This window comes from Paenibacillus sp. FSL H7-0703 (assembly GCF_038003485.1).
GTDB lineage: Bacteria > Bacillota > Bacilli > Paenibacillales > Paenibacillaceae > Paenibacillus > Paenibacillus polymyxa_B.
Window position 1 is genome coordinate 580328 of record NZ_JBBOPF010000001.1, and the last position, 17560, is coordinate 597887.

At 48.2% G+C, this 17560-nt stretch carries 4 protein-coding genes and 1 pseudogene; all 5 read right to left on the bottom strand.

What is annotated here, in order from left to right:
• Positions 1–12681 carry an amino acid adenylation domain-containing protein gene (locus MHB46_RS02100; protein WP_341161437.1) on the bottom strand — a complete coding sequence of 4227 codons (12681 nt, stop codon included), beginning with the start codon at positions 12679–12681 and terminating at the stop codon, positions 1–3.
• On the bottom strand, positions 12656–13879 hold the full coding sequence (gene fabD / locus MHB46_RS02105) for an ACP S-malonyltransferase (protein ID WP_341161438.1): 1224 nt from the start codon (positions 13877–13879) through the stop codon (positions 12656–12658). Before fabD ends, MHB46_RS02100 begins: the two co-directional genes overlap by 26 nt.
• A 613-nt stretch (positions 13880–14492) precedes the next feature.
• On the bottom strand, positions 14493–16520 hold the full coding sequence (locus MHB46_RS02110) for a S9 family peptidase (protein ID WP_341161439.1): 2028 nt from the start codon (positions 16518–16520) through the stop codon (positions 14493–14495).
• 216 nt (positions 16521–16736) lie between these two features.
• Positions 16737–16889 (bottom strand): hypothetical protein, encoded by a 153-nt coding sequence (locus tag MHB46_RS26185; RefSeq protein ID WP_445667581.1) that lies wholly within the window; start codon positions 16887–16889, stop codon positions 16737–16739.
• Positions 16890–16929: 40 nt separating this feature from the next.
• Positions 16930–17532: pseudogene (locus MHB46_RS02115) on the bottom strand (LLM class flavin-dependent oxidoreductase); the annotation flags it as partial.
• Between the last annotated feature and the right edge of the window lie 28 nt (positions 17533–17560).

Sequence of the window (17560 nt, forward strand, 5' to 3'; positions counted from 1 at the left end):
TTATAGGCTTTCATAAAAATGCTTCATCTCTTCGAACTCTTCCAAATCCAGATCATCTGCCCCTACGTCTGTTGGTGTCAGTTCCTGACCGGACTGATCAAGGCAATGACGAATGGTATTCAACAGGTGTGTTTCGAAGCGGGAGAAAAGTTGTTTGACCGTGCGTTCTTCATATGCATTCCTGTCATAGGATATACGGATACTTAATTTTCCGTCCTCCAACCGGCTATCCATATAAAGAGCATAAGATGAACCATTAATCACATTCTTGGTACCTGGTCCAATTTCAGCTTGCAGCGGCGATATTGAAAAATAAACCGATTCCGGGTGTGGGGAGTCTATATAACGGAAACCAATTTCCGGATGACGAAAACGTTTAGAATCCGTTGGATTGCTGGCTTCGGTCAGATATCTCAATGCACCGTAGCCCAATCCGTGATTTGGAACCTGCCGAACCGTTTCCTTCACACGCTTGAGCAACAGCGCTATATCATCCGCAGATTTGATGTCCAGTACAACTGGATACACGGACGTAAACTGCCCTACCGTTCTGGAGATATCCAGCGAATTTGTTTCAGCCTGCTCTCGGCCAGGGTTCTCCACGTAGAGTGCAATCCGTTCTTGTCCTGACCATTCGGACACTGTTTGCCCCAGTACGGACAGCAGTACTTCCTCCGGCACGGTATTATAGGCATGATTGACCTGTGTCATCAGATGCTGGGTTTCGTCAGTTGATAATTGCAGGTGGAGCTGATGTGTTTGTCTCTCCGACCCAGAATCCGTAATGACTTCATGGTCTTTGGGAAGCGTTCTCCACTCTGACAACTCTATCTTGTTCCAATAGTCCTGCTCCTTGAGCAGCTCTTTACTATTCGCATAATGCTCAAGATGCTCTGCCCACGTTTGGTAAGCGTTCGTTTTGTCCGGTAAAACAATCGTTTCCCCATCCAGAGCTTGTCCGTAGCCTGTTGCCAGATCTTCGAGCAAAATATTCCATGAAATGGCGTCAGCCACTAGTGGGTCTACAGCAAGGAAAAGATGATCTCCGCTATCCAGACGGAAAAGCCCTGCCTGAACTCGTGGTCCTTCAAACAGCCGCAGGCTGCTTTGAATCCGTTGACATTCAGCTTCCATGTGGCTGCGTGCTTCGCTTTCCGTTCCCGTAAGCGACAGTACCTCCAGCGTGATTAGCTCCTCATGCAGTCCTTTGTGAGCTTGCGTAACCGACTCGTCAGCCTGTTGTAATAAGCCAAGACGCAGAGCATCGTGGTGCTCTACGATTTTCTTCAATGCGGCTCGCAATGGTTGCTCGTCAAAGCCCGACTTTGCCAACAGCAGTACCGACATTGCGGCAGGAAGTGCCTCGGATGCTGGATGCCGTTCAAACCCATCGAGTAGATGTCGTTGTATCGGTGTCAGTGGTACTTCTCCATCTATCGGACCTTGCTCTATCGGACGGGACAATGTTTCTGCATAGCCGCTCAGGATTTCAATGGACGGATGCTCCAGTATGTGTCGGATATCCAGTAAATACCCGTGGAGACGCATGCGTGCGATGACTTGAACTGCTTTAATCGAGTCGCCTCCGAGCAGAAAAAAGTTATCCTGAATGCCCACCTGATCGCGTCCCAAAACATCTTGCCATACGGCGGCCAAAGCTTCTTCCACATCATTTCGCGGCGCTACATAGGCCACATCCGGTCGCAATAGCTTTTCAGGCTCCGGCAATGCTTTTCGGTCGGTTTTTCCGTTCGGTGTCAACGGTATCCGATCCAGAAACACGAAGTAAGACGGAACCGAATAATACGGGAGCAACTTGGCGGCATGTTCATGAATGACCGTTAAGCTTGGTGTTTCTTCTGTATGCAATACAATGTAGGCACACAAGACGGATTCTTGCTCTTTGTTTTGATATACAGTGACGACAGCCTCTTGAATTGCAGAATGGCTCATCAAAGCATTTTCAACCTCACCCAGTTCGATCCGGAATCCACGTACTTTCACCTGATGGTCGATTCGGCCGATAAACTCCAGATTTCCATCTGCTTTCCAGCGAGCGAGGTCACCCGTTCTGTACATTCGTGTCCCTATTGAAAATGGATTATCCACAAATTTTTCTGCCGTCAAATCCTCGCGGTTCCAATAGCCACGGGCCAGCCCTTCCCCTGCAATGCATAGCTCGCCCGGTATACCGATTGGCTGTAATCTGTTCTGCGCATCCATGATATAAATGTGCGTATTCGCAATGGGGCGTCCAATGTCAATCTGATTGGCATGGGTAAGTTCCTGCACTGCCGACCAAACCGTCGTTTCCGTAGGTCCGTACATGTTATAAATACGGGGGCCGTTCAATTTCTGCAATGCCTCCAGCAGCCTGGGTGAAAGCGCTTCTCCCCCAACCATAATTTCCTGTACACCTTGCAGCGCACGGGAGCCTTCCTCATGACTCAGCAGCATGTGCAGCCGGGATGGCGTCATTTGCAGCATGTCAATATGATGTGCAGTAATCAGTTCGCCAAGTGCCTGAGGATCGACCTGATGATGGCGGTCGCCTAGCACGACGGTCATTCCGCCTAGCAGCGGCAGAATCGCTTCCAAAACGAAAATATCGAACGAAATAGTGGTTAGCGATAAAATCGTTTTGTTCGTTGCAAAGTCGATCACTTCACGCATTCCTGTAATAAAATTCAGCACCGAGCGATGCTGGAGCATAACTCCTTTCGGATTTCCGGTTGAGCCAGAAGTATAGATGACGTAAGCCAGATGCTCCGGCTGAGCAGTGGCTTCCAGATTGGTCCTTTCCCCTTGATATACTTCCTCATCTTCAATAAACAGGGTGTTGGCGCTGTAATGGTGTTCTCCTACCAGATCGCGACTGGTCAGGAGTACGGCAGCCTCACTGTCACTCAGCATATATTCAATACGGGCTGACGGATATTCAGGGTCGACAGGCACATAAGCGCCACCCGCTTTTAGCACGGCCAGCAGACCGATAATCATTTCCGCCGAACGCTGCACCATCAGACCAACTAGCTTATCGGGTCCTACACCATGCGCTTGAAGTACCCGTGCCAGTGAGTTAGCGCGTTCGTTCAACTCCCGGTAGGTCAGCCGCTGATTTCCGAACACCAATGCTATATGATCCGGCGTCTGTACGACCTGCTTTTCAAACTGCCCGTGGACTGTCTCATGGTACGGGAAAGGTACGACGGTATCATTAAAACCGGTTAGCAGCAATTGCTTCTCTTCATCAGATACGATCGTAATATCGGCCAACCGTACCCGGACATCCTGCGTCACCGTTTCCAAAATTCGCACAAAATGCTCTGCCAGCCGTCGGATGGTCTCCGGTTTAAACAGCTTTGTGCCATACTCCAAAGTGAAGGACAAACGTTCTTTTTCCTCGGTCACATGCAATGAAAAATCCACCTTGGATATACCCGCGTTGAATTCTTCCGGTTTAAAACGAATTCCTCCTGTTTCCAAAACATCTGTGCCGACATTTTGCAAACTGAACATCGTATCGAACACCGGGTTTCGACTTACGTCGCGTACCAGTTCCAGTTTGTCTACAAGCTCATCAAACGGGTATTCCTGATGCTCCAGTGCCAGCATCGAGTTTTGCTTAACCTTCTGCAAAAAGGATTGGAACGTTAAAAAAGATCGCGGCTGATTGCGAAGAACCAGCGTATTGACGAACATGCCAATCATCGTTTGCGTATCCACATGCCGTCTTCCGGCAACAGGTGTACCCACGATAATGTCCTCTTGACCAGAATATTTGCCCAGCAGGACATTATAAGCCGCCAAAAGTACCATAAAGATCGTAGATTCGGTATCTTGGGCCAATTTGTAGAGTGTGTTAGTAAGTTTGGATTCCAAGGTGACGGTCAAGCTGTCACCTTCAAAGCTTTGTGTTTGTGGACGTGAAAAGTCCGTAGGTATATTCAGTATAGGAAGCTCGCCATTCAAGGTCTGGAGCCAATATGATTCATGCGCTTGCAATGCGTCGTCAGTGATCTGCTGCTTCTGCCAAGCAACAAAGTCTTTGTAATGAAGCTGAATGTTCGCAAGCTGTCTGCCCTGATACCGTTGAATGATTTCATCCAGCAGCACGGCCATGGAGAAACCATCGGACACGATGTGATGCATATCCACTAACAGTATGAAGCCACCTTCGATAAATTCGTACAGTTCGGCGCGGAATAAAGGAGCTGTTCCTAGGTGAAAAGGCTGAACAAACAAGGTCCGAGCCTGTTTTGCTTCTTCCTTGGAAATGCGGGTACACGGGATGTCGAATGGAATCGTGTCCCGAACTTTTTGTACCACTTCTCCGTCTTCCAGATCGAAATACGTCCGAAAGGATTCATGACGCAAAATAACTTCCCTAACGGCTTCAATGAAGCGGGGAACCTCCAGATCTCCCTCTATGAAAAGCTGACCTGGTACATGATAGGCTTTTCCACCTCCCAACTGATCCAGCACGTACATTCTCTTTTGGGAAGAAGATACCGGATAGAAGGCTTGCGATTTCACAGATACAATCGGTTCGTAGGTCTTCTTTGTTCCACCCGCAATATATGTAGCCAGCTCTGCAATCGTTTGCAGCTCAAAAATGTGGCTAAGTGGAATGTGTACACCCAGTTCCTTATTGACTCTCGACAGAATGACCGTCGCTTTTAGTGAATCACCGCCCAGTTGAAAAAAGTTATCGTCATAGCTGATATCCGTTACATTCAGAACGTCCTTCCAAATGTTCACGAGTTGATCTTCTACGCCGTGGTTCTCAGAAGCGGTGTATGTTTTAGTGAATACACTTGCTTGTCCCGGCTCTGGCAAAGCCTGTAGATCAGGCTGACCATCCGGCAGAAGAGGAATATGATCCATAGGAATCCAAAAACGAGGCTGCGTATAATCTGGAAGAATTTCGATTACAGCCTTTTTCAGTGCGTCTTCTTCCCATGGCTTCGATGCGTTTGCGACCACATAGGCGGTTATATATGAGACTTTTCCAGCTTCGTCCGTTTGCGGTGTAATGGCGCAGGACTCCAATTGGAAAGTTTGCAGTAGATGTTTCTCCAACTGCCCCAGATTAACCTGATGTCCGCGAATGTGGATAGTCCGATTCAAATTTCCAATATGCCGCAGCTTGCCATCGTTTTCCACGTAAGCCCATTCCCGGGTCGTTCCCAACAGACCTGCTACTGAGGCTTGATACACCTCCCCTGCTGTCCCAACAGGTGCCAAATGCTTGTAGACATCGAGGACGCAAAGGTAGTTTCCGTTGGCATCGGTATTTGCTGCCCATGCAGCTCGAAGTTGTTCGTTCTCCGGCGCACGGAGTAAAGTCAGCGTAGAAACGCGAGCCCCTTCTTCCTCTACAATGGAATGCAGCAGATTCAGGAAATATCCTGACCAGGCTTCGATAATGTTTGGCTGAAAAAGATCCAAATTGTAGTCGAAATCAAGACGTAATTGTTTCTGCGCCTCTGTCACGTTCAAAAACAACTCGTATTTGCTGAATGACACCTCATTCTCAACGAGTTCTGCTTCCAGTCCATGGAATTGAAAACGCGGAATCGGTCGATCCATATTGAATACAGCGTTAATGACAGGCAAATGCCTCAGCCCCAGCTCAGCGAGTCCGGCAAAGCTATACTTTTGAAATCTGTCCAGTTCATTCATGCGCTTTTTGACCGTTTGGACATGCTCCGTAAAAGTAGCATCAGGACGCACTTCGCTGATCATCGGAAGCAAGTTGACACAGTTGCCGATCAGAGAGAAGGCGTCCATATGGGATTGTCCTGCGGTGGGAACCCCCACCGTTACTTCCTGCTGCCCTGTCAGGCGATGTAGAAAAATCTGAAAGGCGGACAGCAGCGTTATAAAAAGACTGCTGCCTAGCTTTATGCTGGCAGATCTCAATTGTTTAACGAGCTTCGTTTCGAGCATTATGGTATGTCTGCTTCCTCTGGAAGACGGAATTTGTATTCCCCTCACCGGAGATGGCAGATGGAGGACAGGCTGCTGCTTTTCTAGCACTGCCGACCAAAAAGCAAGGGCCTCTTTTTTCCCTGCTTTCAATTGATCCTGCTGCCAAACAACGTAATTCCGAAAAGGTACTGGATCGGGAAGGTTGTAGTCAGCGTGTCGGACAAGCGCAGAATAGATGTGTTCCAATTCCTGAATGAATACACTGATTGACCAGCCATCCGCGATAAAATGATGAAACGTAAAAACACCCAGATGCTCTTCATCCGATATTTTCAGCAGATGAATCCGGAATAATGGCTCGCCTGGCGTCATGGCAAATGGGGTTTCACTGTCCTTGATCATCCATGCCCGGATATGTTGTTCCTGTTCATCTGGGCGATAACTGGTAAAATCATGAAGCGGGATTTCCGCTTTCATCACAGGAGCGAACACCTGAGTTTCCCCATCGCCGCTCATAAAGATATGTAAGGCTTCATGACGGTTTACAATGGTCTGGACAGCTTGGTTGAACGCCTGCTGCTGAAGTGGACCACGAAACCGCAACAAGGCGGTTTCGTGTAAAGATTGAGAGTCACTTCGATCTGAAACAGAAGCGAACCAAAGCTGCTTTTGCTCTGGAGTTAACGCAATAATAGTTTCTGCTGCTTCAGCCTCTGGAGGTACGGTTACAGGTACAGGTTGCTTTCCCGGTCCCGGGCCGTTTCCATTCGGGGGCGGGTCCGGTAAAAATCCCCCTTTACGCAGCTCGTTCACGCTATCTTTGACCGCTTCTACGATTCGCGCAATATCTTCCTCGGTATGGGCCGTGGACAAGAAGCAGTTTCGTCCCTCCCAGATATAGATGCCTTTGTCCAGCATGTGATAGAAGAACAACTCCAAATCGCCTTTGAGCACGAAGCGGAATAGGGAGCCAAAGTGAACGACCTTCATAGGTACCTGTTCGTCAGTGAAATAGCTGTTCAGCTCCGCTGCTAACGCCGAGGTGCGGCTGTTCAAGCGATTTTGCAGTTGCTCGCCATGCTTCTCCAAATGATCCAGCACCGCTAAGGATGCAGCCATTGCCAGCGGATGATGGCAGAAGGTTCCTGCCACAAAGGTTCGCTGCTGCTCATGCTGCGGATAGGAATCGTCTCCGAAGCTCCACGTGCCTCCGTCGATCCCGTTCATAAAGGCGGCTTTTCCGGCTACGATGCCGATGGGCAGCCCGCCGCCAATGATTTTACCGTAGGTCACGAGGTCGGCTTGTACCCCAAACCACGCTTGGGCTCCTCCGGGCTGAATCCGGAAGCCTGTGATGACTTCATCAAAAATGAAGGCAGTACCCGACTGCTCCGTTATCTGGCGAATTTCCTGCAAAAAGGCTTTAGGCTGAAAATCTGGTCGGCGGCTTTGTACCGGCTCCACGATAACCGCGGCCAGTTCATGCGCATGGGTGCGGATATAATCCAGAGAATCGTCCGCCCCATAATGAAGCACGACGACATCGTCCACCATATGCTGCAAGATACCTGGAGCTAGAGGTGTCGAATGCTCCTTGTCATCACCCGCGCTCCCCAGTGCCAGCACCCCGTCGAATGTACCGTGATACGAGCCAGCAAAAATGACGACTTTAGCTCGTCCAGTGGCAGCACGTGCCAAACGGAGCGCGACCATGACGGCTTCCGTGCCGGAATTATACAGGGCAATCCGTTCCACACCGGTCATCTTGCACATTCGCTCGGCGACTTGCCCAGCCATGTTGGACATGGGGCCAATACACATGCCGTTCTTCAGTTCTTTCTCAATTTTTTCACGAATAAAGGCTGGATTATGTCCAAACAGATTTACACCAAAGCCCATCGTCAAATCGACATATTCATTGCCATCCAGATCCCAGATTTTAGACCCGTCTGCACGTTGGGATACAATTTGATACACCATTTCCTTCAAAACAGGCCGGAAACCAGCCACATTACGGTTATTGGCGTATACGGAGCGATACTGCTGGGTGTACTGTTTGGTGCTACGCGTACGGGCCGTGTAGCGCTCAATCAGCTCTTGCAGGTGTTGTTCCTGACGGAGCGAAAGCAATTCACGTGCTTTAACATCCAGCTTTTTATAAGGCGTATACGGCTTGGCTTCATTGCCTATCTGCTTGGAAACAGCCTTTACGGATGGTGCTGGTGCTAATGCAGCCGCGACTTTCTGCTTGGATTCGGTACGGATGATCTGCGCACCTTCACTACTTGCTGATAGCAAAACGCCCGTTTCCGGGTTAAATGGCTCGGAAGCTATTACGGATGCAGATGGCTGTTGCCGGAGAACATCGAGCTGCTGTGACATCAGATGTAGCTGTTGCTCCAAAATTCGCTCTACAGCCGCAGAAGCTGTAGCGATTGGAAAGCTTTGAGCCCGTGTTTGCCCAGCCGTATCTATGGCATAAACGGATGTGGCAGCCGGAACAGCGGATTCATGAGACGGTTGGGTTAACGGGAAAGCTGCATGATCAACCTGATTCAGAGTTGTTTCTGGGCGATTTTCCACAGATTGAACCGGGGTTTCAGCGGAAGTGAAAATGCTCACCCGCTCGGCTACGTAGCTGGCCAACAGCTCCAGCGTGGTCAACGATTCGAAAAATTCGTTCATTGGAACGTCCAGTCCGAAGGTATCCTTGATACTGTGGCGAACCTGGGACAAATTAATGGAATCCAGCCCAAGCTCCAGAAAATGTGTTTGTGGCTCCAGTTCCTCCAGGCTGAGTTGGGACAAGTTACCGATCATTTTCGCTAACTTTTGAAGAATAGATGATTTGTGCTGATCGGTAGCAGATGCTGGCGCTAAATACTCGTTCCCCATAATTCCAGACTCCTTTACTGTTGAGTTCTCATGAACTGGTACCTTCTGTTCCGTTCGAACCTGTTCGGGTACGTTAATCCAGCATCTTTTCCGTTCGAATGGATACGTAGGCAGAGAAACCTTTTTATAGTGCTTACCTGCATAAAGGGCATTCCAATCGATCTGCGCTCCTTGCACATACTTGGCAGCCAGTTGCTCCAGTGATTGCAACGTGTCCAAGCTTCCAGTGACCATTTCTGCGCCACCTGTACTATCCGCTTTCCCGGTGTATACGCCTTCGACGACTCTGCCTTGTTCGTGCAACTGAAGCACCTTCGCTTTCAACGCATCCGCCCCTGAGGCAGTCACAGCAATCCGGTGATTCAGGTGACTTCTGCCTGTGTTAGCCGTATAGCATACATCCTGCATCACGAGTTCTTCCGCACGTCCGAACCGTTCTGCGTACTGCCCGACCAGCTCGTGCAAAGCGGATTCACTCCGCGCTGACAAGGTCAGCAGCAGTGGTGATGATCTATTGTTGCTGTCCGTTGAGGCTTGGTCTGATTCCGTCTTCGCTATATATTCCTCCAGCACCACATGGCAGTTTGTCCCGCTGAATCCAAAGGAACTCAGCCCGCTTCTTCTCGGGAAACCGTTCGTCTTCCATTCCCGCAGCTTCGTATTGGCATATACCGGGGATTCCTCAAAATGGATCTTCTGGTTTGGTGTGCGAAAATGAACGAGCGGTGCAATCTGTTGGTGCTTCATGGACAATACGGATTTGATCAAGCCCGCAATTCCGGCGGCTTCGTATAAATGACCGATATTCGTTTTGACCGTGCTGATCGCCACAAACTGCTTACGCTGTGTATGCTTGCGGAAAGCCTTGGTAATGCCGTCAATCTCAACCGGATCGCCCAGCTTGGTTCCGGTGCCATGTGCTTCGATATAACTTATCGTTTCAGGATCAATCCGTGCATCGCGCCACGCCTGCAAAATCACTTCTGCCTGAGCCAGCGCATTCGGCGCGGAAATACCAATCGTGCTGCCGTCCTGATTGATAGCACTTCCCTTGATCACGGCTAAAATGTTGTCACCGTCTTGTTCCGCTTTGCGCAGCGGCTTCAGGAAAACGGCTCCAACTCCCTCACCCCAGCCTGTTCCGTCCGACTGGTCGTCGAAGGCGCGTGCTCGATCATCGGAGGATTCCATGCCAATGCCCGCTTTCAGCGGCAGCAAAATGGTCTTCACTCCACCAGCCAAGGCCATGTCGCAGTCTCCGCTAAGGATGGATTTGCAGGCCAAATGCACTGCCACGAGTGATGAAGAGCATGCTGTATCAATGGTTAGCGCCGGACCTTTTAGATCGAGCAAATAGGCAATCCTGCTGGAAATAATGGATGATAAATTACCAATGGCAAAGTTCGGCAGCGCGCCCGGTTCCACCTCGGACAACAAACGCTCGTATTCGAAGCTGGTTTTGGAGAAGCCAACATACACGCCGACCTTTTGGCCTGCCAGTTGCTTCCCCCCATACCCCGCATCCTCAATCGTGCTCCAGGCTGTTTGTAGAAATAACCGTTGATTCGGGTCCATGAGTGAGGCTTCCCGTGGAGTCAGCTTAAAGAAGGAGTAATCGAACTTGTCTACTTCATCCAAATAGCCGCCTTCTGCAATTTGCATATTCCGTCCTTTCGTATTCAGACGGGAAATGAAATCTTCGGCATCTTTTCTTCTTTCATCGCTGTACGGGCCGATATTGTCAGCCCCTGATGCCACATTCGCCCAAAACTGCTCCAATGTTTCCGCTTGAGGAAACTTGCCTGACATGCCGATGATGGCGATATCCCGGACATTTGCTTCCTCCTTGGCCTCGGACTGTGCTGTTGCAGCCGGATCGCTGCTCATGCCCTGACTAGAGATATATGCAGCAAGCTTGGCGATGGTCGGATAGGAAAAGAAGTCCGTCACCTCAATATGAATCCCTAATTGATCCTCCAACACGTCCACAATTTGAACGAGCTGCAAGGAAGTCACTCCGATATCAAAGTAGCTATCGTCCGTCCCGATCGATTTTACATTTAAAATATCCTGGCAGATTCCAATCAGCTTCTGTTCTATCTCTCCTTGAGGCAAGACTGCACGCTCAGCTGCTTGCACGGTTTGCGTGGCCTCAGCCAGTGCTGTCAATATCTCATTAAATTCGCCCTGCTCATAACTCTGGGCTAATTTGAAGCGCTGAACCTTTCCACTGGTTGTTTTAGGAATACGCCGTATCGGAACTATATCCTGAATATTCCAGCCTCCCCGGTAATTCAGATGGCTTTTCAGCTTTTGTACAAGCGGTACAAAATGCTCTATCTTTTTCGTATGCATCACAAAGGCAACAATACGATCCTGCCTGGTCTGCGCATCATGTACACCGCACACAGCTACTTTCCCGAGATCCACGCCATCCAGTTCCTCGGCAATCCTCTCGATGTCATGCGGGTAGACATTCTGTCCGTTCACGAAAATGATATCCTTGGCTCTACCGGTAATAGTCAGGCGGCCGTTCCGCATAAACCCTAAATCGCCGGTGATAAGCCAGCCATCCTCTGTTTTGACCTTCGCGGTAGCCTCTGGATTGTTATAGTATCCGGATGTCACATTTTTGCCGCGGATCTGTGTGTGTCCAATCACCCCATCTTCGAGCACCTGATTTTGTTCATCGCAAATGCGGACAGAGGTACTAGCCAGCGGATACCCCAAATCCACAAAAGTAAGACACCGCTTGTCGGACTTGTCCACTTCTTCTATAGGTTCACCTACGTGTAACTGCTGTCGATTCAAATGAATGGGGATAAAGGTACTTTTGTCCAGAGGTGGAGAGGAAACGCCCACGCTTGCCTCTGCCAACCCGTAGACAGGCAACATCGCATTTTTATTCAAACCGTGAACACTCATTGCATCCATAAACCCATGACAAAGCTCCACAGATACGGGCTCAGCTCCATTTAAGATCATACGGACACTTGACAAATCCCAGTTAGCTGCTGTTTCGGGTTTATACTGATCGAGAAAAAATTTATATCCAAAATTGGGAGAGCATATTTGAGTCACCTTATGCTCCGATACTTTTTTTAGCCATAAAGACGGGCGTCTGATAAAAAGTGCCGTTGGCATAATCAACTGCTTGGCATTAGCGATCACACAGGTTAAATGAAATGCGATCAATCCCAGGTCATGCGTAAGCGGCATCCAGCCCAAATAAGCATCCTTGGAGCTCATGCCCGTTTGATTTGCAATATCCCGAATATTGTAAACCAAATTTTCATGCGTCAGCATGACTCCTTTGGGATCACCTGTAGAACCTGAGGAAAATTGGATAAAAGCTAAATCCTCCGGTTTGGGTATATGGGCAACACCTTTACTCTGATTGGAATAATCGAATATATGGCTTGAAAAAGTCGCTTTTTTAACGGGCTCAAAGGAATCCAGCAGTTCGTGCTGGTGCGAGTATTTTTCTAACTGTTCCAATACCTTGTCATCTGCAATCATATAAGGGCGGGAAAGTGTATTCCAGATTTTAAACAATTTCATTTTATGCTCATCATTATTCCCTATGCTTACAGGAACAGGGACGATTCCACCGAGTAGGCAACCCCAAAATACATTCACAAAGGTATGATTGTCGTCGATCTGCATGATCAGCTCATCGCCAGGCTGTATCCCTTTTTCCTGTAATTCATAAAGTACCTGTGATGCTTGCTCCAGAAGTTTACAGTAGGATACGTATTCCTCTTGTTTATCACCAGAAATAAAGGTGATTCCGTTCTCATCCCGGCTTGCACGGTCTTGAATGATTTCAGTTAAAGTTTGAAACTGTTCCATCCTGATCCCTCCTCAATTGCTCTAGCATTACTTTCTGCTCTCCTTCGGAGACCTGTTTGGTTTGCAACACCAGGCGAATACACTCCAAAATCTCCTGTCTTTGCTCAAAAGCAGGAGGTGAACCGCTCCCTGATTCAGAGCTTCGAAGTAATTCTTCCAGTCTTTGAACAGGTAAAATAACACCCTTTCGATAATCATCTTCATTCCAATTGGCATTGGGGGTAGATACCGCCAGTGAAAGGGAACGAGCAACCCAATCACGAATTGAGAAGCGGCGTTCCAGTTCAACGCGATCCAAGTCTCTATCCACGGACAGAAATTCAATGGTAGTGTTTATTTCCTTCACCAAATTTTTCAGCACCGTTCGTGGACCTAACTCGATGCCTTGTTCCACGCCACGATTCGCCATATACTGCATGGTTTGAATCCAGCGAACCGGGTGAGTCATTTGCAAAATCAATCCTTGACGGATGCTGTCAACATCGGGGTATGGCAGAGCGGTCACATTGGAGATCACGGGCCACAGCGCTTCATGGAAAGTGTATTTTTGCAGCTCGATGGTCAGCCTGTCCGCAGCATGCTGCATAAGCGGACTATGAAAAGGACCACTAACCTGCAAGCGAGTAATGTGGGCTCCCCGCTGTTCTAACTTGCCAGCTACCATAGCTACCGACGTATGATGACCAGAGACGACATACTGATTGGGCGAATTGTAACAAGCAATGACAGCAGGCTGATCGACTGTGGAGTGCAGACGACAGAATTCTTCCACGGCGTTCAACTCAGCTCCGCGAATGGCAATCATGCTGCCCAGACCGGCCTCTGCGGCTGCTTCCATGAAGCGTCCCCGCTCTTGTACCAGTCGTAAAGCGTCGCCAAAGGCTAGAACACCGCTACTTACCAGCGCTGAATATTCACCCAGGCTATGACCTGCTGAAAATTCAGGGATCATCCCGATTTCATGCATATAACGCCGAAATGCAATGACGCTGATCGTAAGCAGTGCAGGCTGAGTATAGAATGTTCTGGATAGCTGGGTAATCGGACCTGCCATGCATAAAGCTTTCAGATCATATCCCAAAATATCAGCAGCCTCTTCAAACAAACGATCCGCTTCATTAAAATCGCTATGCCATGCCGCTCCCATTCCTACATACTGAGAACCTTGTCCTGGAAAAACCAAAGCAATGCGATTCATACCAAACCCCTTTCCTCCCCACAAAGATGTGGCAAAACAAAAATGTTTTTACGATTCAGGTGTTAATGTACATATGTATGGAGACATCGAGATGTAGAGATAGATGCAGCAAAAAGAAACAAAACGGATTTCCAAAAAAACAGTAATCGACTTGTAAAAGTGAATTGGTTATGGAGTTTCCATTCGTGGTGTGATTGAGATCAAAAGTCAGGTGTGTGAGTAGACTTGGAAGTGTAAAAAACCTTGGAGTATACTGGAATTTCAGGCTTGGAACCTAAAATTCAGCATCAAAGATGAATGTGGTGAGAAATTGCTGAGGTCATACAGGATGTTTTTCCATAAGTAATTATTAAATGTGAAATATTTTATTTACATAATAAATATGGACTATAAAAATGTCAATATTTTTAAATTCCTTTAATAAGAAAAAAATGTATATGTCATTTTTTATGTTATTATAAACACAAAAAATTAAAGTATGACGTTATAATGTATAAAAATATTATACACACAAACAATACCCTTTTTTGTTTAAAAATCAGGCATTGTTTGTAAATTTTTAATGATTTTTGTAAAAATTTCTGTGTCGTAAGTGCAAGAAACGCATAATGTGTTATATCTGGTGCTTGACAAACCAATTAGTAATACGTTGCAGTCGTTCCACGCGAAGCTGCGGGTGCCCTTTTCGTGAAAGCTCGTGACTTGAAGCTGGAAAACGGACAAATTGCGTAGGTTTCCCCAAGCGACGTAATGCTGTAAACAGCTGCTCTCCCTGCTCAATTGGGCAACGCAGATCCTGCTCCCCGTGCAATATGAGCAGCGGTGTATTGATTTGCTGCACATAAGCCAGCGGAGATTGTCTCCACAGGAGTTCGAAATCTTTCCACGGATTCCCGCCAACTTCGTCTTCTGTAAACGAGTACCCTATGTCACTCACCCCATACATCGATAGCCAGTTGGATATGGAACGCTGGGTTACAGCTGCGCGGAAACGATCGGTATGGCCGACAATCCAGTTTGTCATAAAACCACCATAGCTGCCCCCTGTTACGCCCAGCCTTTCTGGATGAATGAATGGAAATTGACGTATAGCCTCGTCCACTGCGCTCAGCAGATCGGTGTAATCGCGCCCGCCATAATCTCCAAGGACGACATTGGTAAAAGACTGTCCGTACCCTCGGCTTCCTCCCGGATTCGTGTAGATGACTGTATATCCCTGAGCGGCCAGCAACTGAAATTCATGAAAAAAAGAATTGGAATACATGGCATGAGGACCACCGTGAATTTCCAATATGGCAGGATAAGATACGCCCTCCTTAAATCCAACAGGTTTCATCACCCATCCCTGCACCCGTCGTCCATCCTCAACCTCAGTCCAGAAGCTCTCAGGCACACTGATCTCAATCTCATCAAGCAGAGGGTCATTCACTCTGGTCAGCCGTTCCTCAATTCCTGAATGGATCGCAATTCGGAACAAATCGCCTGGTAAAGCCACATCAGTGGAAGCAGCAATGATATGCTGCTCATCTGAAGTAAGCTCAAATTGATAAATTTCCCGATCTCCTTGCGTTAAAATTTTAAAAGTTCCATCAAGCGCAAACTGATATACGTGTACATTCCCTTCAAGAGTTACTAGCGTATACAGGGATTGACCATCCGCACTGAAGCGTGGTGGTCCTATATGAAGATGTGAACGCATGTCGCTCATACCTGCATTACCGATGTGAGCGTCCAGTGTCTCACTAACACATACTACCGTCCCGCCACTGGAGGGAACCGTATACAGTCGAGTCTGAGTAGCGCCTTTGGCATGTCGATCATGACCGTAAAAGGCAATCGTTGAACCGTCGGGAGAATAAGCAGCACTCTCAATGTGCAGTTCGGAATGGGTCAGCTTAAGCGGTGCTACTGCATCACTACTTGAGGTCGCTGGAGATATCGTAAACAAGTCATTTTTCTCACGTAAATCCGTATCCTCTTTCGAATGCTCTGCGATCCTGGCGACGAATAAAATACGACGACCATCCGGTGACCACACAGGCTCTGCCACATCATAGGCGCCGGACGTCAGCTGAACCGTGTGCCCCGAAGTCACATCAGTTACATACAAGTGATCACGAGTATCATCCCACAGTCCATAGCCGTCCGATTTAGCTTTCGTTCGATTAACGACTCGTCCCTTAAGTTGTGCCTCCTGAGTTCCTCCATCGGATGGAGGGCTTGACGGGTTCTCGGCCGTTTTGGCTACAAACGATATGCAGGTCCCATCAGGAGACCAGGCTAATGAACGAACGTTGTTCTCTACGTGTGTAAGCTGTCGTGCCTCCCCCCCGCGTTTCGGAATAATCCATACCTGGCGCTTGCCGTCTGTTGTACGAAGAAAAGCTAGTTGTGTTCCATCTGGTGACCAGACAGGCGTTTCATCTTTGGGTCCATATGTAAAGGGTACTGCGTTAGCGCCTTCAGGCGATAATAGCCAAATTCCTGAGTTATAATCTGTCCGCTCTTTATTAATATGCTGCTCTACGTAAGCGATTTCACTGCTGAGAGGATGAATAGCTGGATCGCTAACCCAGTGAAGTCGATATAAATCCTCGGCTGTTATACAGCGCTTGGTCGTACTAGATTGTGGGTCGCTCAAAAAAATTCCTCCTTTATATCATTAGATTCCACATCTTTAAATTTTAATTAATCCGATTAATTTTATGAGATTTAAATAAATATACAATTACGTTACTCTTTTTATGTATCTCTGTCAATTTGTCTAAAACTAAAAAGCCCCTCTCTCAGTCGCTATCGACCCGAAAACACCGCTACTTCGGTTGCTTTCATGAGAGAGGGTAACGTTATTCATCAATCACAACTGAAAAATAGGAGAAATGGAGGGAGCACCTTTAGGAATAGCAGCCAGTGATCCATTTTCTTTGTGTAGGTTCGGCACCTGCTGCCAAATAGTGCTGGGAATCTCTCGCCGCAGCACAGGGATGATATCCTCGGCAAACCGATGCAACTGTTCAAGTTGCTCCTGCTCTCCCAGCCCATCCACGCAAAGAATTAGAGGAAAATAACGGCTCTCCATATTGTGCAGCCAGCTCCGTCGATAATGTACTGGAGGCACTTCCATGCCATATCGGAATTTGCTGTTGATACGGGCGTGGCTGTGTCGTGACCTGATACAGCGGGGGCCGATAGTTGCCCTTCCACGTAACCTCTTCCTCGCTCCATAGCCGTTTGAGCAGACGATAGCGTTCTGCTAGCGACTCCCACTGCTCTTCCTCCGTAATTCCAAACAACGGATAATGGCGTGGATCATTGCCTTTTCCGATAATCAGTTCTAATCTTCCGCCCGATAAATGATCCAGTGTCGCATAGTCCTCGGCTACGCGTACCGGGTCGAGTATACTAAACACCGTTACCATCGTCAGCAGACGAATCCGTTCAGTTCTCGCTGCTATAGCGGTCAGAACGAGTGGAGGTGAAGACGACAAAAAAGGCGCACCATGCCGCTCCCCCACACCATACGCATCAAAACCAAGCTCCTCTGCGAGCAGAGCCTGCTTAATTACATTTTGGAATTTTTGTTGCGGACTCCATGCTTCTCCGGTTATCGCATTAGGCAGATTAGCCATTAGGCTGAACAATACAAACTTCATTCGCACGTGCCCCCTTCTGCGAACGAAT